Annotated in this window: 16 protein-coding genes; 9 read left to right on the top strand and 7 right to left on the bottom strand. The window is 68.0% G+C overall.

Features of this window, described 5'->3' with window-relative positions:
* Positions 1-41 precede the first annotated feature (41 nt).
* The 3 genes from G4D83_RS40660 to G4D83_RS40650 form a co-directional block, all read right to left on the bottom strand.
* On the bottom strand, positions 42-1,001 hold the full coding sequence (locus tag G4D83_RS40660) for a hypothetical protein (protein WP_163870331.1): 960 nt from the start codon (positions 999-1,001) through the stop codon (positions 42-44).
* Positions 1,002-1,022: 21 nt separating this feature from the next.
* On the bottom strand, positions 1,023-4,991 hold the full coding sequence (locus G4D83_RS40655) for an annexin (RefSeq protein WP_163870330.1): 3,969 nt from the start codon (positions 4,989-4,991) through the stop codon (positions 1,023-1,025).
* A gap of 164 nt (positions 4,992-5,155) precedes the next feature.
* Complete coding sequence (locus tag G4D83_RS40650) at positions 5,156-5,974, bottom strand: hypothetical protein (protein ID WP_163870329.1); 819 nt, start codon at positions 5,972-5,974, stop codon at positions 5,156-5,158.
* Between the two features lie 283 nt (positions 5,975-6,257).
* On the opposite strand from G4D83_RS40650, the gene G4D83_RS40645 reads away from it, so the two are divergent.
* The 7 genes from G4D83_RS40645 (at position 6,258) to G4D83_RS40620 (ending at position 15,487) form a co-directional block, all read left to right on the top strand.
* The gene (locus G4D83_RS40645) at positions 6,258-8,519 is read left to right on the top strand and encodes a family 2 encapsulin nanocompartment cargo protein terpene cyclase (RefSeq protein WP_163870328.1); all 2,262 of its coding nucleotides are present in this window, start codon (positions 6,258-6,260) and stop codon (positions 8,517-8,519) included.
* 59 nt (positions 8,520-8,578) lie between these two features.
* Positions 8,579-9,988 carry a family 2B encapsulin nanocompartment shell protein gene (locus G4D83_RS40640; RefSeq protein WP_163870327.1) on the top strand — a complete coding sequence of 470 codons (1,410 nt, stop codon included), beginning with the start codon at positions 8,579-8,581 and terminating at the stop codon, positions 9,986-9,988.
* A gap of 15 nt (positions 9,989-10,003) precedes the next feature.
* On the top strand, positions 10,004-11,410 hold the full coding sequence (locus tag G4D83_RS40635) for a family 2B encapsulin nanocompartment shell protein (RefSeq protein WP_163870326.1): 1,407 nt from the start codon (positions 10,004-10,006) through the stop codon (positions 11,408-11,410).
* Positions 11,411-11,639: 229 nt separating this feature from the next.
* A complete protein-coding gene (locus G4D83_RS40630; RefSeq protein WP_163870325.1) occupies positions 11,640-12,512 on the top strand; it encodes an AraC family transcriptional regulator in 873 nt (290 codons plus the stop codon).
* An 85-nt stretch (positions 12,513-12,597) separates the two neighbouring features.
* Positions 12,598-13,380, top strand: a complete 783-nt coding sequence (locus tag G4D83_RS40625; protein ID WP_163870324.1) for a hypothetical protein — start codon at positions 12,598-12,600, stop codon at positions 13,378-13,380.
* A gap of 269 nt (positions 13,381-13,649) precedes the next feature.
* Positions 13,650-13,775, top strand: a complete 126-nt coding sequence (locus G4D83_RS47050) for a hypothetical protein (RefSeq protein ID WP_255203510.1) — start codon at positions 13,650-13,652, stop codon at positions 13,773-13,775.
* On the top strand, positions 13,772-15,487 hold the full coding sequence (locus G4D83_RS40620; protein WP_163870323.1) for an alpha/beta fold hydrolase: 1,716 nt from the start codon (positions 13,772-13,774) through the stop codon (positions 15,485-15,487). The genes G4D83_RS47050 and G4D83_RS40620 overlap by 4 nt, the downstream gene beginning before the upstream one ends.
* A gap of 86 nt (positions 15,488-15,573) precedes the next feature.
* Here the strand turns inward: G4D83_RS40620 and G4D83_RS40615 are convergent, their stop codons facing one another.
* Together G4D83_RS40615 and G4D83_RS40610 are read right to left on the bottom strand one after the other, a co-directional pair.
* Positions 15,574-16,458 carry an SRPBCC family protein gene (locus G4D83_RS40615; protein ID WP_163870322.1) on the bottom strand — a complete coding sequence of 295 codons (885 nt, stop codon included), beginning with the start codon at positions 16,456-16,458 and terminating at the stop codon, positions 15,574-15,576.
* Positions 16,455-16,886 (bottom strand): ArsR/SmtB family transcription factor, encoded by a 432-nt coding sequence (locus G4D83_RS40610; protein ID WP_163870321.1) that lies wholly within the window; start codon positions 16,884-16,886, stop codon positions 16,455-16,457. The genes G4D83_RS40615 and G4D83_RS40610 overlap by 4 nt, the downstream gene beginning before the upstream one ends.
* Positions 16,887-17,182: 296 nt before the next feature.
* On the opposite strand from G4D83_RS40610, the gene G4D83_RS40605 reads away from it, so the two are divergent.
* Together G4D83_RS40605 and G4D83_RS40600 are read left to right on the top strand one after the other, a co-directional pair.
* Complete coding sequence (locus G4D83_RS40605) at positions 17,183-17,350, top strand: hypothetical protein (protein ID WP_240357094.1); 168 nt, start codon at positions 17,183-17,185, stop codon at positions 17,348-17,350.
* Between the two features lie 2 nt (positions 17,351-17,352).
* Positions 17,353-18,282, top strand: coding sequence for an FG-GAP repeat domain-containing protein (locus tag G4D83_RS40600; RefSeq protein WP_163870320.1), 930 nt, complete (start codon positions 17,353-17,355; stop codon positions 18,280-18,282).
* A gap of 55 nt (positions 18,283-18,337) precedes the next feature.
* Here G4D83_RS40600 and G4D83_RS40595 read toward each other — a convergent pair whose 3' ends face one another.
* Together G4D83_RS40595 and G4D83_RS40590 are read right to left on the bottom strand one after the other, a co-directional pair.
* Entirely contained in the window at positions 18,338-20,050 is a 1,713-nt protein-coding gene (locus G4D83_RS40595) for a sodium:solute symporter family protein (RefSeq protein ID WP_163870319.1), read from the bottom strand.
* Positions 20,047-20,205, bottom strand: a complete 159-nt coding sequence (locus G4D83_RS40590; protein ID WP_163870301.1) for a hypothetical protein — start codon at positions 20,203-20,205, stop codon at positions 20,047-20,049. The genes G4D83_RS40595 and G4D83_RS40590 overlap by 4 nt, the downstream gene beginning before the upstream one ends.
* Between the last annotated feature and the right edge of the window lie 8 nt (positions 20,206-20,213).

The raw sequence follows: 20,213 nt of genomic DNA, 5'->3' as shown, positions 1-20,213 counted from the left end.
CCCGAAGCGGCCACGCAAGCCCGGAATGCGGAACAGCGGGCTCAGCGCTTCGTCGCGCCCGCTTCCCGGGCCTCCACGGCCTTCACCCAGTCGGGCTTCACCGGCGTCGGGCGGTAGTCCTTGTCCAGCCGGACCTCCTTGCCCATTTCAATCGTCCAGCACTCCAGCTCGCGCAGCCACAGCTCGTGCAGGTGCGCACGCGCCCGCTCCGGCTCCATGAAGACATACGCCACGCGCGTCAGCGGCTGCCCGGGGCCCACCGCGCCGTCCAGACGCAGCGAGCACGCATCCAGCATCTCGCTGGCGGACACGTCGCGGCCGTGGACCACCATGCGCAGCAGCTTGTCCTTCGGCTCGTAGAAGCCGTCGAGCTTGTGCTTGCGCGCGTACCCCGAGCGGATGACGCCACCCTCCGCGTTGGCGCCCATGCGCGCATGCCCGGGCTTCGCCTGCGCGAGCGCGGTGGCCGGGTCCGCCTCCAGGTCATGGAACTGGACCAGGGAGACATCGTCCGGCCCCTTCAACAGGCGCCACGGCCCGAACTCCAGCCACCGACGCGACACCAGCCGCGCGTGGCCCTGCCCGCGAAACGCGCAGCCCCAGCCGTGCGGATAGTGCAGGTCATCCAGGATGGGCGCGGCGTACGCCTTGCCGTCGACCTTCCAGTCCGAATACAGGCTGGCGAATGACGCCAGGAAGAAGGGCAGCGGCGCCAGCTCCGCGAGCACCTGCCGCGCGTCCCTCGCATGAGGCCCCGCGACGAGCGCCACGGGAGACTCGACGAGGAGGAAGTTCCAGGAGTCGCCCGCCCAGACGGCCTTCGCGCGCCGCCGGGCCTTCAGCATGCGCGTCTCCAGCCAATCCGCGCCGGGCGCCTGGTCCGTGAAGTCCACCGAGAGCGCGCTCGGGGACGTCTTCGGAAGGAGTCGGCTGACCATCGCCCGCACCAGGACTGGCAGGTCAGGACCCGACAGCCCCACCTTCATCTCCGTCTCCAACACCCTGAGACCTCCTGGCCCCCGCTACTTCGTAATGCCGAGGGTCTTCTCGAGCTCCGCCTGACTCTGGTTGAGGATACCCCGGTTGTTGGCGTCAATCACCAGCGCCGTCCCGTCGGCCTTGAAGACCTCCACCTTGAGGTACTGGCCACCGGAGCCATCGAACATCTCGTGCAGGAACTTGGAGTTGGCCACCACGCCGCGCGGGTCGACGAAGGTCTGCACCACCTGCTCAATCGGAGTGTCCGTCCCGTCGAGCGTCTTGCCGTAGAGCTTGACCAGGTCCATCAACTGCTCGTGCTCGCGCTCACCGAACCTGGTGGAGACGTTCTTCAGCTCCCGCACCGTGCCCGGCTCCAGCACGTCGATGCGGCGATTGGCCGTGAAGGTGACGCCGAGCTCCGCGGCGGCCTGCTTGCTGACGGTGACCTCCGTGACGCCCTTGCGCGTGCTCTCGAAGGTGGCCTGGTACCAGCGCTGGGCGAGCGCGCCCTTGTCCGCGGACCCCAGGCCCTGGGTGATGCGCAGCATCTCCGTGTGGCTGGCGGCGACCAGCGCCTGCTCGGGATTCTTCGTGACTTTGAGCGCCTCCGCGTACGCGGGCGTGGCGCGCAGCCGGGCGGGGTCCGTCATCCGCGAGACGAGCTGCTCGGTGTACTTGGCCTTCAGCTCGTGGCGCACGGTGCCGAACGACAGGCCCTCGGGAGACTCGCGCAGCGCGGAGATGAGCTCCGACCTGTCCTTGATGAGCCCTTCGGACTCCAGCGACTTCACCCAGGCGCCAAACGGAGATTTGTCGTTGTTGCCGCCCAGCGCGTCGAACGCCTCCGCGCGCGTGACGCCAGCGGGGAACTTGGGCTCGATGTAGCCGGTGGGCGCGTCGGTGAACTCCCCGAAGATGCCCTCGGCCTCCCTGCCGGACGGCTCGTACAGCTGCCGAGGCTCGGTCGTCCCCGCCTTGCGCTGGAGGAAGAGCTGGCCGTTCTCGTTCTCCACCCAGTGGTGGTCCTTCGGCAGCCCCTCGGCCTCCGTCGTGGGGTAGCCGCGATTGAGCGCCTCCGTCTTCCCCTTGCTGAGCTGCTCCGCCGCGACGTAGCCGCGCGCCGGGGCCAGTGAGCCCACCTGCGCGGCGTGCGTGTCGAGCTGCGCGCGCAGGTCGGCGATTTCGCGCTCCATCACCTCGCGCTGCGCCGCCGTGGGCACCTCGCCGCTGCCGTTGAGCTTCTGCAGCCGCGTGTCGATGCGCTGCTGCACCACCTCCAGGTCCTTGATGATGGCGTTGAGCTTCTTCACCTCGAGCTGGGACTCGAAGCCCTGGGTGCCGTAGCCCGGCCGCCCGGTGAGCTCCTGAGTCACGCGGTCCTTGAGCTGACGGACCTGCCCCAACGGCCCCTCGTACTTCTGGAGCGTGCGGGCCGTCTCCATGTGCGCCTGGATTTGCGCGGGCGTGGCGTCGGGCCCCGCCTCGATTCGCACCCGCCCGTCGCCGTAGCGCACGTGCACGGTGCCGCCATCCAGCGCCGGGTTCGTCAGCACCGGCACCTCGCGCGGAGTCGTCAGGCGGGCAGCACCCTGCATCACCCCGTCCATGGCCACGCCGCCGCCCGCGCCGAACACGGTGCCCACCGTGCCGTCCACCACCGCGCGCTGGCCCACCTGCTGGAGGCCCGGGAGCAGGCCGTTCTTCCACGTCTCGCTCTGGAGGGACTGGTCCGTCGCGCCGCCCAGCGCGCCACCGACGCCGCCCTCCCATGCGCCCTGGATGGCCGTGCTCCGCAGCCGCTGGCCCACCGTCTGCTTCGCGACCTGCTCGACCGTCTCCGTGGCCGCCGTGGCGCCCGCGCCGCCCAGGACCTTGGGCAGCGGGATGACGGCGGTGCCACCCTCCACCGCGCCCACCACCGCCTGCTGCGCGACACCGTCCATGCCCAGCGAGTCGCCCTTGAAGTACGCCTGCGTGGCCACGCGCGTCGTCGCGCCCAGCGCCGCGTAGCCCGCGATGGCCAGCGGCGTCGCCGCGCCACCCGTGGCCACCACCGCCGCCGTCGTCACCACCGCGACGGCCGCCGTGGCCGCCATGTCCGCGGTGCTGTCCTTCGTCTCCTGCAGGTCCTTCACGTCGTCCGTGGCGTACGTGGTGCGCCGCTGCGCCGCCGCCGTGTCGCCCGTGGAGATGGCCGTCTCCGCCGCCGTCAGGTTGCGCTCCAGGCGCTCCGAGTCCGACTCACCCTTGGTGACGTTCTGGATGGTGTCGATGATGCCCAGACCGCCGCTCTGCTCGAACTGCTGCTGCGCGCGCAGGCGGTCCACCTGCTGCTTCGCCGCATCCGGCGCCTTGGGGTCGATGGCCCCCAGGTCATACATCTGGTCGACAATCTCGAACTTGTCGCGCCCGCCCAGCTCCGACGTCAGGTCCGAGCGCAAGTCGCGCTTGTAGAGGTCGCGGTACGCGGCGGTGATGTCATTGATTTGCGTCTTGGACTTGTTGCCCAGCACTTCGCGCAGCGCCGCCTCGTCCGTGCCCACGCCGTCCATGGCGCGGTGGAGCTGCTCGGCCGCCGCCTGCGCCTGTCCCAGCGTGTCGTTGGCCGCGGGAGGGTTGAGGTAGCGCAGGCCCACCTGCGTGTCCGCGCCGCCCCAACTCTTGACCTCGGACTCCAGAGAGCGGCCCGTCTGCTGCTGGAACGCCTCCTTGAGGGCGGGCATGTCCTCCGGCCTGGTGTTCTTCAGCACGTCGAGGATGGCGCTCTCGTCCGCGCCGAACCAACCCTGGGTGGCGCTGCTGATTTGCGCGGCGCTCGCGGCGGCCGGGTTGTCCTCCATCAATCCCCGGGCGCGGGCGTAGTCCTCCTTCGACAGCTTGCCGCGCAGCTCCGACTGGAGCGCCGCGTCCGCGAGGAGGACCTTCTTCTGCTCCGGGGGCAGGTTCTTCAGCGTGTCGAAGACCTTGTCGCTGTCCGCGCCGAAGAAGCCCTGAAGCGAGTCATGGACCTTGGAGCGCGCCGCGCCCGCCTCCAGCTGCGTCACCTGCTCCGGCGTGGACGCGCGGGTGGTGTCCAGGAGGCTGTTGAGCTGCGTGCGCTGGGCGGCGTCCAGGCGGGGCCCCAGCGCCTGCTTCATGAACTCCTCGGGCGTGGCGGCCCGGATGTCCGGATGGTCCTTGCCGTACATCTGCTGGAAGGAGCGGGCAATGGACTGACGCTCCGCGGGGGTGGCGTCGCGCAGCGTGTTGACGATGGCGTCCTTGTCCCCGAAGAAGCCCGTCTGCTCCTGGATGGCCGCGGCGCTCGCGTTGCCCTTGTTGCCGGACAGGATGTTGTTGACGCGCGTGAGCTCATCGCCGCCCAGCTCGTCGCGCAGGACGGAGTCCAGATTCTCCTTGTAGTGCTCCCGGAAGGACTGGCGGATGAGCGCGATGTCCGCCGGAGTGCGCTTGTCCAGCGTCTTGAAGATGGCGGCCTCATCCGTGCCCCAGCCGGTGAGCCCGCCCTTCGTCGCGCGGTACAACTCCGTGGCGTCCTTGGCCGCCTGCTCCCGGGTGTAGCCCGGCGTGACGCCTGGAGGACCCGCGGGCGTCTGCCGCTGCGCGGGCACCTGGGTGGTGCTGGCCGGAACGAATGAGCTGGCGTTGGTGGCGCGGTTGCCCGCATTGCGCGCCGACGTCGCGGCCTGCTGGGCGAACGTCGTGGCCTGCTTCACGGCCTGCTCCGCGCGAGTCAGCTCCGCCTTGGGCGCCTTGTTCTTCTTCGCCTCCGCGAGCGCCGCCTGCGCCTGCTGCAGCGCGTCCTGTGCCTGCCTGGACGCTGCTTCCGCGCGAGCCTGCGCCTGGGCCGCCTGCGCTGCTTGAGCCCGAGCCGCCTCCGCCGCCGCACGGGCCGCCGCTTCCGCCGCCTGCTGCGCCGCGCGAGCCGCACGCTCCGCCGCCGCCGCGCTCGAAGCGCCTGAATCCCCTGTACCCGTGGCCCGAGTGGAACCGCCCTCGTTGACTCGCATGCCCCCAACTCCGCGAAAGTCCGCCACGGCGGACATGGACCTACACGAGTCCAGCCCGCAACGCGGCTTCACTCGTCATCATGAAAGAGATTATCCGAGATTGCACCGCCCCAGTTGTGTGAGTCAGGAAGGCGGGTCGGCAATGCAAGACGTCCCAGGTCTCCTCAGGCGTCCTTCTCCTCCAGGCGCACCTTCACGTCGGTGATGATTTTGAGGCGACGCGGCGGGTCTTCCTTCTCCGCGGACAGGTCCGCCTGGACGCGCATCTCCATCTCACTGCTCGCGGGCCAGAGCCTGTCCAACCGGAACACGGTCTCCCCCTTCGTCTGCGAGCGGATCATCATCCGCTCGGAGCCATCCGGGCGCGTCTGGTATTCGGCCGGCACCGGCTGGTTCTTCGACGTCTGTTGGATGAGGAAGCGCGTCCCCGCCCTGCTCCCCTCCAGGGAGAACAGCTCGAAGCTGGCCGTCCCCTGCGTCCCCACGGGGCCGCTGCCATACAACGGCTGATCCCACCGCGCTCCCAGGCCAATGGCTTCCTGCGGAAAGGGGTTGCCCACGAACTGGAGCGCCTTGGCCAGGTCTTGCAGTTCCCTGCGCCGCCGTGCGTCAAGCTGGGCCGGCGGCTTCAAGTCGAGGGAGTTGCCCCGCCGCCCGGACAGCCCCGTGCCGGAGAGGCCCGGCAGGAACGCGAGGCTCTTGCGCACCTCGTCCACGTGCTGCTCGGGCGTGCCGGGTTGGACGAGCAGGTCCACCGCGTCGAGCGTGAAATCATAACGCGTGTCCCCCTCCGGCGAGACGGACTGGACGTGGATGATGAAGGTCATCCGCGTGGAGGGCACCGGTGGCGCGCGGCGCGGGGTGCCACCCGTCTCCACCGTCACCGACGAGGAGTGGAGCGCGGAGACGACCTGCTTCGACCCGGGCGAGGGCTTGAGGAGCAACTGACGGCGCGGCTCGCGGCCCTGGGTGACGAGGAGCATGGCCTCGACGCTAGCCCGGCCCCTTCATCCGAGCCAAGCCGGCGCAGGCACAATCACAAGCAACAATTCCACGAATATCTCGTTCCAACAGCGAATGCCTCCCTGTTTCTCTCCATCCCTGAGAAAACGAGTTCAATCAATATCACCCCACTGGGTGCGGCTTTACCCAACCCGGAGACTCAGAAAAAACAGCATTCCTTCGATTTTATCTTTTGCTTGAGTAATCCGTGGATTCATCATTTCAAACACTTTACAAAGCGCCCCGTCACAACGAGGGGCACCCATGGCCAAGGCGCGAGACAAACATCCTTTTGTATTGCCAGAGTTCTATGTCCCCTGGCCGGCGCGTCTGAATCCAAACCTCGAAGCAGCCCGGGTGCACTCCAAGGCCTGGGCGCGCGAGCTGGGTATCATCGGCGCGCCCAAGGACGGCAGCGCCCCTGAAATCTGGAGCGAGCGGAAGTTCGACGCGATGGATTACGCGCTCCTGTGCGCGTACACGCATCCGGAAGCGCCGAGCCCCGAGCTGGACCTCATCACGGACTGGTACGTCTGGGTCTTCTACTTCGACGACCACTTCCTCGAAATCTACAAGCGTCCGCAGGACCGCGAGGGCTCCAAGGCGTACCTGGACCGGCTGCCCCTGTTCATGCCGGTGGACCTGTCCACGCCCATGCCCAAGCCCACCAACCCGGTGGAGGCGGGCCTGGCCGATTTGTGGATGCGCACGGTGCCCACCAAGTCGGTGGAGTGGCGCAAGCGCTTCTTCGAGAGCACCAAGGCGCTCCTGGACGAGTCCACGTGGGAGTTGGACAACATCAGCGAGCAGCGGGTCTCCAACCCGATTGAGTACATCGAGATGCGCCGCAAGGTCGGCGGGGCGCCGTGGTCCGCGGACCTGGTGGAGCACGCCGTGTTCGCCGAAGTGCCGGACCGAATCGCCGCCAGCCGGGCGATGCTGGTGCTGAAGCACTCGTTCGCGGACGCGGTCCACCTGCGCAACGACTTGTTCTCCTACGAGCGCGAAATCCTGGAGGAGGGCGAGCTGTCCAACGGCGTGCTGGTCATGGAGCGCTTCCTGGACATCGACCCGCAGTCGGCGGCCAACCTGGTCAACGACGTGCTCACGTCGCGGCTCCAGCAGTTCGAGAACACCGCGGTGACGGAGCTGCCCTCGCTCTTCGCGGAGCACGGCCTCAACCCGGTGGAGCAGGCCAACGTCCTCGTCTACATCCGGGGGCTCCAGGACTGGCAGTCCGGCGGCCACGAGTGGCACCTGCGCTCCAGCCGCTACATGAAGCCCGCCTCCGGCCCCGGCGCCGAGCTGAACCTGCCCTTCCCGGGGCTGGGCACGTCCGCGCTGCGCATCCCCCTGTCGCCCGGCGCCCTGGGCCTCAAGCGCTTCAAGAGCTTCGCCCACGTGCCCTACCAGCCGGTGGGCCACCTGGTGCCGCCGAAGTTCTACATGCCGTACACCACGGGGCGCAGCCCCCACCTGGACGGCGCGCGCAAGGACTCCAAGGCGTGGGCGCGGCGCATGGGCATGCTGGACGCGCTGCCCGGGCTGCCCGGCGTGTACATCTGGGACGACCACAAGTTCGACGTCGCGGACGTGGCGCTGTGTGGCGCGCTGATTCATCCGGACGCCACCGCCGAAGAGCTGAACCTGACGTCGGGCTGGCTCGTCTGGGGCACCTACGCCGACGACTACTTCCCGGCGTTCTACGGCTACACCAAGGACATGGCCGGGGCGAAGCTCTTCAACGCCCGGCTGACGGCGTTCATGCCGGATGACCCGTCCACCAGCACCGCCGTCGCGACGAACCCGGTGGAGCGGGGACTCGCCGACCTGTGGGCGCGCACCGCGGCCAACCTGACGCCGAGCGCGCGCAACCTGTTCCGCAAGGCCATCCAGGACATGACGGAGAGCTGGCTGTGGGAGCTGGCCAATCAGATACAGAACCGCGTCCCGGACCCGGTCGACTACGTGGAGATGCGTCGCAAGACGTTCGGCTCGGACCTCACCATGAGCCTGTCGCGGCTGGCCCACGGCGACGCGATTCCGGCGGAGATCTTCCACACCCGGCCCATCCGCTCGCTGGAGAACTCGGCGGCCGACTACGCGTGCCTCACCAACGACGTCTTCTCCTATCAGAAGGAGATTGAGTACGAGGGCGAGCTGAACAACGGCGTCCTCGTCGTCCAGCGCTTCCTGGACCTGTCGCCCACCCAGGCGGTGGAGGTCGTCAACGACTTGATGACCGCGCGGATGGAGCAGTTCCAGCACACCGTCGCCACCGAGCTGCCATCGCTCATCCGCAACTTCAACCTGGACGCGCGGGCCCAGGAGAAGCTCAACCTGTACGTCGTGAAGCTCCAGAACTGGATGGCCGGCGTGCTCATCTGGCACCAGACGGTGGACCGGTACAAGGAGTTCGAGCTGCAGGGCACCCGCAAGCCCATGCCTCACGTGCACGGCCCCACGGGGCTGGGCACCTCCGCGGCCCGAATCGCCTCGCTGTTCAGCAGCCTCCGCCAGTCCTGACTCATTCGTAATCCCAACCCTTTCCCAGTCTCCCCACCTCTGAAAGACAAGGTGTCCTCATGGCGAACTCGAACAAGCCCGGTAACGAAGCGGAGAACCAACTGTTGAGCCTCGGGACGGCGGCGGCGCGGCAGCTCGCGACGACGACCAAGTCCGTTCCGCAGATGCAGGGCATCTCCTCCCGGTGGCTGCTCAAGCTGCTGCCCTGGGTGCAGGTGTCCGGTGGCGTGTACCGCGTCAACCGCCGCATGACGTACGCGGTGGGCGATGGCCGCGTGACGTTCACCACCGCCGGCGCCAAGGTCCAGGTCATCCCCCAGGAGCTGTGTGAGCTGCCCCTGCTGCGCGGGTTCGACGACGTGGAAGTGCTGCAGGCCCTGGCCAACCGCTTCGAGCAGAAGGAGTTCAAGGCGGGCGAGGTCATCACCGCGAAGGGCCAGGAGGCGGACTCCATCTGCCTCATCGCCCACGGCAAGGTGAACCAGATTGGAGCCGGCAAGTACGGCGACGAGACGGTGATTGGCGTGCTCGCCGACGGCGACCACTACAGCTTCCAGGCGCTGCTGGAGTCGCAGGACTACTGGACCTTCACCGCGAAGGCCGTCACGCCCTGCACCGTGCTGATGCTCCAGCAGTCGGCGTTCGAGGCGGTGGTCGCCCTGTCGCCCTCGCTCCAGAAGCACATCGAGCAGTTCAAGGCGCTCTCGAAGAAGAAGCAGGACACGTCGGGCCAGGCCGCCATCGAGCTGGCCGCGGGCCACACGGGCGAGCCGGTGCTGCCGGGCACGTACGTGGACTACGAGACGTCCCCGCGCGAGTACGAGCTGAGCGTCGCGCAGACGGTGCTCCAGATTCACAGCCGCGTCGCGGACCTCTTCAACGAGCCGATGAACCAGACGGAGCAGCAGCTGCGTCTGACGGTGGAGGCCCTGAAGGAGCGCAAGGAGCACGAGCTCATCAACAACCGCGACTTCGGCCTGCTCCACAACGCCGACCTGAAGCAGCGCATCCACACCCGCTCCGGCCCTCCGACGCCGGACGACATGGACGAGCTGCTCTCCACGGTGTGGAAGGACCCGTCCTTCTTCCTGGCGCACCCGCGCGCCATCGCCGCCTTCGGCCAGGAGTGCAACCGCCGCGGCATCTACCCCACGAGCGTGGAGCTCAACGGCAACATGGTGCCCGCGTGGCGCGGCATCCCCATCTTCCCGTGCAACAAGATTCCCGTCTCCGACTCCCGCACCAGCTCCATCCTGCTGATGCGCGCGGGTGAGAAGAACCAGGGCGTCGTCGGTCTGCACCAGGCCGGCATCCCCGACGAAATCGAGCCCAGCCTCTCCGTGCGCTTCATGGGCATCAACGAGAAGGCCATCATCAACTACCTGGTCAGCGCGTACTTCTCCGCCGCCGTCCTCATCCCGGACGCGCTCGGCATCCTGGAGAGCGTCGAGATTGGCCGCTCGGAGTAACGGAAGGCCCACGCCATGACGAACCCAAACAATCCAGGCGGCGGTGGCATGGACTCGCAGCTGACGAGCTTGAGCACGGCGGGTGCTCGCCAGCTCGCGACGACGACCAAGACTGTTCCGCAGATGCAGGGCATCACCCCCCGGTGGCTGTTGCGCATGCTGCCGTGGGTGGAGGTGACGGGCGGCACGTACCGCGTCAACCGTCGCCTGAGCTACGCGGTGGGAGACGACCGGCTCAACTTCGGCAACGTGGGCGCCCGGGTGGAAGTGCCCGCTCAGGAGCTCCACAAGCTGCCGCTGCTGCGCGGCTTCGAGGGTGACGACTCCGTGTTCCAGGCCCTGGCGAGCCGCTTCGTCCAGAAGGAGTACAAGGCCGGGGACTCCATCGTCGAGGCAGGTGCTCCCGCCGAGCACGTGTTCCTGATTGCCCACGGCAAGGCGAAGAAGCTGGGCAAGGGCAAGTACGGGGACGAGCTGACGCTGGACACGCTCGCGGACGGCGACCACTTCGGTGACCAGGCGGTGGTGGAGTCGAACGACCACTGGGGCTTCACCGTCAAGGCGACCACGGCCTGCACGGTGCTGGCGCTGCCGCAGCAGGTGTTCGAGGCCCTCATCCTCCAGTCGCCCGCGCTGCAGGCGCACGTGGAGCGGTACAAGGAGCGCCTGAAGAAGCCCCAGGACAAGATGGGGCAGGCGGCGATTCCGATGGCCGCCGGACACTCCGGCGAGCCGTCGATTCACGGCGGTTATGTGGACTACGAGCTGGCCCCGCGCGAGTACGAGCTGAGCGTGGCGCAGACGGTGCTCCGCGTGCACACCCGCGTCGCGGACCTGTTCAACGGGCCGATGAACCAGACGGAGCAGCAGCTCCGGCTGACGATTGAGGCGCTGAAGGAGCGGCAGGAGCACGAGCTCATCAACAACCGCGACTTCGGCCTGCTGCACAACGCCGACCTGAAGCAGCGCATCCACACCCGCTCCGGCCCTCCGACGCCGGACGACATGGACGAGCTCTTGAGCCGGCGCCGCAAGTCGCGCTTCTTCCTGGCCCACCCGCGCACCATCGCCGCGTTCGGTCGGGAGTGCACCCGCCGCGGGCTGTACCCGACGGTGGTGGACGTGCAGGGCACCAAGGCCATGGCGTGGCGCGGTGTTCCCATGCTGCCGTGCGACAAGATTCCCATCACCGAGCAGCGCACCAGCTCCATCATCGTGATGCGCACCGGTGAGTCGGACCAGGGCGTCATCGGCCTGACCCGCACGGGGCTCCAGGACGAGGTCGAGCCGGGCGTGTCCGTGCGTCGCATGGACATCAGCGAGAAGGCCCTCTCGTCCTATCTCGTCAGCACCTACTTCTCCGCGGCGCTCCTGATTCCGGACGCGCTCGGCGTGCTCGAGAACGTCGAACTGGGCAGCTGAGGTTTCGCCACCGGAGCGGGCTCGAAGGTGGAGCCCGCTCTTGTGCGGAGCGCGGTTCGGTGCGGGCTTCGGCGCGCGGCGAAACGGACCAGGGTAACACACGGACCGTCGAGCCCCCGGAAGATACCCCTCACCTGAGAGCCTCGCGAGCAGAGGGGAGAGCGGGGCCGGGTAGGTTTTCCGGCACGCACTGGCCCACGGGCCAGGGCCTGTCCGAGGGGGCCTTCCCATGGTTGCCATTCCCGAGATGCATGCTGTTCCGACGCCCCGCTTCTGGGTTCGCCCGGATATCCGAGGGCTGGAGGCCCAGCACGCGAGCTACACCCGGCACACCTTCGCCCCCCATTCGCATGACATGTTCTCGCTCGTCAGCATGGACCGGGGCGCGGAGGCACTGCTCATCCGGGGCAACACGGTGGTGGCCCCCGCGGGCCGGTTGTTCGCCCTCAATCCCGGGCAGATGCACTCGGGTCGCGCGGCGGACCCCGGCGTGGGCTGGACGTACCGCATCCTCTACATCGCCCCCGAGGTGATGGAGGCCGCCTCGCGGGAGACGGCGTCCGAATCGCGCGGGCCGCCGGACTTCGCGGCGCCCCTCATCGACGACCCCGCGCTGATGCGGGCGTTCTCCCTGGTGTTCGCGGGCATGGTCGACCCGAGCACCTCCACGCTGGAGCGCGAAGCGGACCTGCTTTCACTGCTCGTTGGACTGGTGAATCGGCACGCGGCCTCTCATGGAAGCAGTGCCAGGGCGACACCCTGTGCGCCGGGCGTGCGTCGCGCGAGGGCGCTCATCGAAGCGAGTGTGACTCGCAACATCTCGCTGACGGAGCTGGCACGCGAGGCGCGACTCAGTCCCTGGCACTTCGTGCGCAGCTTCCGGGAGCAGACGGGCCAGACGCCCCAGGTGTACCTGCGCTGCCTTCGAGTCCGTCACGCACAGCGACTGCTCGCCACGAACATGCCGATGGGCGAAGTGGCGCTCGCCTGTGGCCTCGCGGACCAGAGCCACCTGGTGAAGCAATTCACCCGCACCCTCGGGGTGACTCCGGGCGAGTACCGCTCCGCCGTACACGCGCCTCGGTGCGTCTCCCGGACGTAGAGGCCACGAGAGCGCAACGGCGTACAAGACGCTCCGCGCGAGCCTCTCTACCTTGGAGGTCATCACCTTCGAGGAGAGAGGTCCTATGCGGCTTGGACGCTGGATGGTGTCGTGTGTGCTCGCGGGCTGGGTCGCGGGCTGTGGTGGGACGCAGGAGTCGTCGGAGGCCACCTCCCCGGAGGTGGTGCCACTGGAGGACGCGACGCCACTGTCACTGTCGCCCGAGGACGCCACGGTGCTGGCGGGACAGGGCGCCCTGGTCCTCCCACGCGCCCTGCCCGTGCTGGGGCGGAGCATCACCGCGTGGACGGAGCAGTGGTGGTACTGGACATACAAGGTCCCCGCCGAGCGCAACCCCGAGCTGGTCCTCGACGCGGACTGCGGTGTGGAGCAGTCAGGCCCGGTGTACTTCGTCCCGGCCTATGATGGCGCGACGACCTATCAGCGCACGTGCCGCGTCCCGTTCGGCAAGCGGGTGCTCGTACCGCTGTGGATCATCATCAATGACTTCCCGTGCCCCGACCCCGACTTCAAGCCCGCGCCGGGCCAGACGCTCGAACAGTTCCTGCGCGAAGGCGCACGCGGCTTCAATGACCTCATCCAGGACGTGAGCGTCACGGTGAATGGAAAACCCGTGCCCTACTCCGCCCACCGTCACACCAGCCCCCTGTTCACCTTCTCCGCGCACCCGAGCCTCGTGGGCCAGTTCCCCGACCCCTGCCTCACCGGCACGCCACAGCAAGGCGTGAGTGATGGGTGGTGGCTGATGCTCGCGCTGACGCCGGGAAAGCACACCGTGCACGTCACGGCCCTCTCGCCGATGGGAACTCCCATCGACTACACCTATCGCCTCCACGTCGGGCTATAGCCACACATCTCGGGCTCTCGGGCTGGGTCCCCACGGACCAGGGCCCTTTCCACCCCGGGCCATCGCCGACGATTCCAAGCTGACGTGTCACGGAACAGCCCTGACGTGTCCGTGACGCGTCCGCTCCCATTGGCCGCAATGATTCGCATGGGGTTCGCGGCTCCACTTCGCTCTTGGACAGGCGTCTTCTCGCCACGGGTCCAACGCTTGCAGCACGCCTCGGCGCGTGCAGCGCGGCCCTGGCTCGCTGCCGCAAGGAGAAGGACTCCATGACGCAGCTCCACTTCATTCCGCTTCACACCGCCACGCACACGCTGGCGCGCTCCGTGACGCGGCTTTGCTATCGCCACCATTCCGAGGACCTTCGCACCTCCACCCTGGAGGCCACGCGATGAGTTCCTCACAGGGTCCGCGTGGAGTCCTTCTCGCCGCGCTGCTGCTCGTGGGCACGACGGCCTCGGCGCAGGTGACCTTCGATTGTCAGACGCTCCAGGAGCGCGCTCCGGCCACGGGGCTCGGCGCCAATCCGAAGGCCGTGGCGTCCGTTCCTCTCGCGAAGCAGCAGCAGGGCTACGTGCGCGTGGGTGGCGGATGCGAGGTGTCGCGCTTTGGCCATGACTCCGCGCACGCCGAGGTCATGGTGCAGAACGCTCCCGACGGGGACTTCGGCTGGCGGTGCAAGGGCGCCGACCCCGCGCTCGTCATCAATCCCGCGTGGGCCAAGGCCTCCGTCACCTTCTGCAAGGCCAGCGCGCCGAACGTCAGCAGCCTGCGCTTGCAGTGCAAGACGCTCAGCGCGAAGACGGGCCCCTCGCGCAACCCGCTCGCCGAGGTGTCCCTCACGCCGCAGCTCGCCACCGAGGGCTATGTCGTCGTCTCCGGCGGCTGTGATTCCTCCCACGCGCTGAACGGCTCCATCCACGCGGAGAACATCGTCGTCTCCAAGCCCACGGCCAACGGCAAGGGCTGGCGCTGCCAGGCCGCGGACCCGCCGAACCATCCGCAGGACGCCACCGTCACCGCGTCACTCGTCGCGTGTCAGCTCGCGGTGGACCCCGCGCAGGCCGCCCTGCTCACCCCCAAGCCCGCGCTGCGCTGCGCGGTGAGCCAGGGCGTGAAGACCTCGGGCGTGGCCTATCCCCGAGCGCTCGCCGCCGCCACCGGCAAGGTCCTCAGTGGTGGCTGCGACCTCTCCTACGCCGGCAATGGCTCCGCTCATGCGCAGTTCATGGTGCAGCACGGTCCCCAGGCGGATGGCGCATGGTCCTGCTGGGGCGCGGACCCGCCGCTCATCAGCAACCCGGGCAGCGCGCAGGCCAGCGTGTTGAGCTGCGGCATCACCACCGTCCCCGCCACCACACCGCTTCCCACGCCGGCGCCGACTCCCACGCCCACCCCGACGGCGCGCAAGAACCCGGTGCTCATCGTCGGCGGCACGCTGGCGAGCGAAATCCTCTACTGGACGTTGGAGAGCCGGTTGGACCGGGATGGCTACCAGCGCTTCTTCTTCGAGCTGCCCAGCGGCGGACTGATTGATTTGCACGAGAGCGCGCGCCAGCTCAAGTTCAAGGTGGCGGACGTGCTGCTCCAGACGGGCGCCAGCAAGGTCCACTTGATTGGCCACAGCCAGGGTGGCGCGGTGGCACGGGCATACGTGCGCGATTTCGGCAATGCGTCGGTGGAGAGCATCATCAGCCTGGGCACGCCCCACAAGGGCACCAACGATGACCCGATGCTCGCCCTCGTGGCGCGGCTGTTGTTCAACTGCACCGGCAGCGCCGCGGACCCGCTGCCCTGCAAGCAGATGAAGGCGGGCTCGGCGTTCATCGCGGAGATCAACACGCGCCCGCCGAACGACCCCATCTACTACACCAACATCAACACCTTGCACGACGTGTTCACCAAGGCGGACTCGAACGGGAAGATGGACAACTGCGACCGGACGAGCCCCTCGGGGGAAGCGCTGCAGTGCAACGTGACGGTGCAGGACTTCTGCAAGGACAACCTCGTCGAGCATGTCGGACTCGCGTCGAACGGGGTCGTCTACAGTGGCATCCGGCAGGCGCTGGAGCATCGGAAGATAGCGCTCAACTGCACGGAGCTCTGAGGCCTGCTGTCTTTCATCCATCCGCCGCCCGCTCGTGGGATGCACCCGCGCGCGGGCGGCGTTCGACGTTCCTGGCCGTGACGCGTTCAGCTCGCGTCGGTCGCCACCTTGGCGAGCATGCCCAGGAACCCGGCCCAGCCCTGCAGGTAGTCACTGCGGTCGACCGGCAGCTCGAAGCGGTCGTGGATGACGGTGACGCGGGTACGGCGCCCTTCCTCGAGAGATTCAAGGAGCCACGTCACGCGCGACATCGGCTTGTCCGGCTCGCCCCGCCAGTCGGGCCAATCGGTGACCAGGCGCTCGTTCTCGACCTTCTCGAGGATGCGGGTGGGGCCGCCCGCCACGGTCCTGCCCTCGCAGGTGTAGCTCCAGCCATAGGAGATTTCGCCGCGGTCCACGTCGACGCGCGCGGCGCCAAAGAGCCAGCGGTTCATCAGCTCGGGGACGAGCAATGCGCGGTACACCTTGGCGGGCGGCGCGGCGATTTCGATCGACGCGCGCACCTCGGGGGCTCCGCTGGTGAAGTCGGGCAGCGTGATTTGCGTGCCCTCGCGAAGGTGGTCCTTGAGGTTGCCGGTGTGGATGCGCCACAGGTCGTCAATCACGTGACGCGGCCTGCGATACGGCAGTTGACCTCGCACGGCGTGGAGGATCTCCAACGAACACGTGTCCGGGCCCTCTCCGGGCTGGAGCGTGTAGGTCACCTCGGTCGGGACGCCCTGAATCGTCCAGCCGAACCCGAGGCGGCGGCCGGGCTCGAGCGTCGTCACGACCTGGTCGCGGGTGGGCTCGCCGGGAGCACCGAGGGTGGCCTTGCCCCAGAAGCGGTAGGTCCCACCGAGGCGCGGCTCGACCTCGGCATGCGCGGAGAACCAGTGACGCAGTTCGGCCGCATCGGTCAGTGCGCGGAAGACCCGCTCGGGCGGGGCCGGCAGCTTGAAGGTGAACTCGTGCTCGAACGACGGGCTCATCGGGGTCTCCTCTTGGGGGAACGTGGGGCGCGAGGCGCGGGGACCTGGGGTGGGACAGGAGCGTCGTCGGGCATCGACTCGACGAAGTCCTTGAGGTCATGGAGCCGCGCTGGCCAGAACACGCGGTAGTCCTCGAGCCAATCGCTGATGAGCTGCAGGCGCCGCGGCTCCAGCGTGTAGACGCGCTCGCGTCCCCGGCGCTCCTCGCGGACCATCTCCGCCTGGCGCAGCACGCGCAGATGGCGCGACACCGCGGGCCGGGTCATCGCGAAGCCCGTGGCGAGGCTCCCCGCGGTCGCTTCGGAGCTCCGGAGCCGGGCCAGCAACGCCCGCCGGGTGCCGTCGGCGAGCGCGAAGAACACCGCGTCGAGCGTCGATGAAGGCCCTGAAGCCGTGGGCAGGGTGGCGATGGCGAGGCGAGGACTCATATGTCAACGACTCGTTACCTATCAGCGCACGCGAAGACGGGGCAAGCAGATTCGAAACGAAGACGTTACGCGTCAGTTCCCCTCATGCTCGGCCTGGACCAGAGGCTCGCGGGTCGCTGCTCGCACCGAGGCAACGAACTCGACTGGGAGTGGAGCATGACGCCATCGCGATGCGCCCCTATACCCAGACATCGCATGCTGGCGACGGAGACTGACGCATTGGGACATACCACCTGTGACGGCGGGTATGCGCAGGCGTTGGCTTCGCATCAGGGGCCTGGGTCAAGATGCGCGCCATGACTTCACCCACCGTGCACCCCGCGCAGCGCATCGTCGAGCTGGGTTTTGGCTTCATCCTCTCTGGCGCGCTGTCTTCGGTGGCGGAGCCAGGCGTCGCGGACAAGCTGGCCCAGGGCCGTGCAGTCACGTCGTTTCCGAAGAGAGGCCACCCATGGGGGAGCTGAACATGAAGAAGACCGTGCTGACGTTGTGTCTTGCTGGAAGTGTCCTGGGCTGTGGCGCGCCAGAGGGAGCGCTCGACGAAGGCGTCGCGCCGGAGGGCAAACAGTCCCAGGCCGTCAGCAACAGTGTCGTGAGCTTCAATGGCGGCGCGGACTCCGACCTGCTGTGGAGGAACCAGGGCACGGGCAACATGCTCACCTGGGTCATGGCCGGCCCCTCTCTGGCCACCACGGCGGTGATGCCCGCCGTGTCGCCGTCGCTCATCGTTCAGGCCGCCTCCAACTTCGGCGGCCCGACGGCGGACCCGGACCTCGTCCTCCACTCGCCCGGGTCGACGGGTGAGGCCATCCGCTTCCTCAGCAGCACCTTCAGCGTGCTCGGCATGGCGCCCATCTCAGGCACCCTCCCGTCGTCGGACTGGTACGTCGCCGCATCCGGCGACTTCAACATGGACGGGCAGACGGACCTGGTGATGCACAACCGCGTCTCGGGGCAGTTCTTCTACCAGTACATGTCCGGGCCCACGCCCATCGGCTTCTCCACGCCCCTTCCTCGCTCGCTGCCCTGGTACATCGTGGGCGCGGCGGACTTCGACGGAGATGGGAGGACGGACCTGCTCTGGCGCAACCGCACCTCGGGACAGAACGACATCTGGCGCATGAACAACACCGCCATCCTCGGCTCCTTCTCCCTGCCTGGAATGTCCCTGGCCTTCTATGTCGGCGCCACCGCGGACTACACGCGCGATGGCAACCCGGACATCGTCTGGCACAACCCGGGCTCGGGTCAGGTCCTCATCTGGCGGATGGCGGGATTCAGTCTGGGAACGACCCTCTCCGTCGGAGTCATGGGCTCGGGATGCCCAGCGTGGTTCTCGCAGGTCATCCCGCCTCCCGCGTTGGGAACCTGCATGTACCTCGTGGGGCCTCGCTAGCCTCGACGGCGGACGTCCGCGTGAGCCTCCGCCCCGAGGCTCACGCGGACGTCTCCTACGCCCCGGTAACTGGAGCGGCCCGCGGCTCGCGGGGCATGACCACCTGGAGCGCCAGACTGAGCGCGACGACGAGCGCGCAGCCGATGACGTTGAACCAGAGGTATCCGATGTCGCTGAGCATGAAGAGGCCAATCACCGTGGCCTGGGAGATGACGGCGGCGGTGAAGACGGCGTGTCCCCGTACGTGCTTGAGGAAGAAGGCGACCAGGAAGATGCCCAGCACCGTGCCGTAGAAGATGGAGCCCAGGATGTTCACCGCCTGGATGAGGTTGTCGAGCAGCGACGCGAAGCTCGCGAAGCCCACCGCCACCAGTCCCCAGAACACGGTGAACAGCTTGGAGGCGATGAGCACGTGCCGGTCCGACGCCTCCGGACGGAACACGCGCCGGTAGAAGTCCACCGTGGTGGTGGCGCCCAGCGCGTTCAGCTCGCTGGCGATGGAGCTCATGGCCGCCGACAGGATGACGGCGATGAGCAACCCGAAGAGGCCGCTGGGCAGCCAGCGCTTCACGAAGCTGATGAAGATGTAGTCGGAGTCCTTGGTCTCCGCGCCGGGCAGCGCGCGCGACACCAGGGCCTTGGCCTCCTTGCGGACAGCGCTGGCCTCTCCCGAGGAGGCGCGCAGGGCCTCCCGGACTCCCGCCTGCGTGGCGGCGTCACCCGCGTCACCCGCCGCCAGGTAGCGCTCCACCTCCGCGCGCTTGCTGGACTGCACCTGCTCCCACTTCGCCTCCAGCGCCGAGTATTCGGCCGCCTGCGTCGACGCGCGCATGCGCTCGCCCAGCGTGTCGTTGAAGAGCAGGGGCGGCGTGCTGAACTGGTAGAAGACGAAGACGAGGATGCCGACGAAGAGGATGAGGAGCTGCATCGGCAGCTTGAGGACGCCGTTGAACAGCAATCCCAGGCGGCTCTCGGTGATGGAGCGCGCCGTCAGATAGCGGCCCACCTGCGACTGGTCCGTGCCGAAGTAGGACAGCGCCAGGAAGAAGCCGCCTGTGAGCCCGGACCAGAAGTTGTAACGGTCCTGCACGTTGAAGTCGAAGCTCACCACGTTCATCCGGCCGAACGCGCCCGCGACGTCCACGGCGTCGCCGAATGACACGTGCTTGGGCAGCCGCCAGAGGATGACCAGCGCGGCCACCACCATGCCACCCATCATTACCACCATCTGCTGCTTCTGCGTCTGGCTGACGGCGCTGGAGCCTCCCGTCACCGTGTAGAGGATGACCAGGGCGCCCATGGCGACGACGGTGGGTTCCAGCGGCCAGCCGAGGATGGTGGAGAGGATGATGGCCGGGGCGTAGATGGTGATGCCCGCCGCCAGGCCCCGCTGCACCAGGAACAGGAAGGCACCCAACAGGCGCGTCTTCAAGTCGAAGCGGGACTCCAGGTACTGGTACGCGGTGATGACGTTCAGCCGGTAGTAGATGGGAACGAAGACCGCGCTGATGAGAATCATCGCGAACGGCAGTCCGAAGTAGAACTGCACGAAGCGCATGCCGTCTTCGTACGCCTGACCGGGAACGGAGAGGAAGGTGATGGCGCTCGCCTGCGTGGCCATCACCGCGAGGCCAATCGTGGGCCACTTCAGCTCGCGCGTGCCGCGCAGATAGTCCTCGGTGTTCTTCGCGCCCCGGGACTTCCACATGCCCCAGGTGATGATGAACGCAATCGTTCCGACGAGCACCACCCAGTCAAGCAAGGTCACGAGTACACCCAGGTGAGCACCGACGACAGCGCGAGGAACAGGACAAAGGCGCCGAACACCAGCAGGTAGACGTTGCGCCACGAGCCCAGGAGCGGCGGCGCGTCATCCAGCTCCGGCCTCTTCTCGGGCGGCGTCTGGGAGGGAGACGGATTCACGGGAGCAC

The organism is Myxococcus eversor (assembly GCF_010894455.1).
Taxonomy (GTDB): domain Bacteria; phylum Myxococcota; class Myxococcia; order Myxococcales; family Myxococcaceae; genus Myxococcus; species Myxococcus eversor.
Note: the sequence above shows the minus strand (reverse complement) of the source record. Positions and strands in the feature narration are given on the sequence as shown.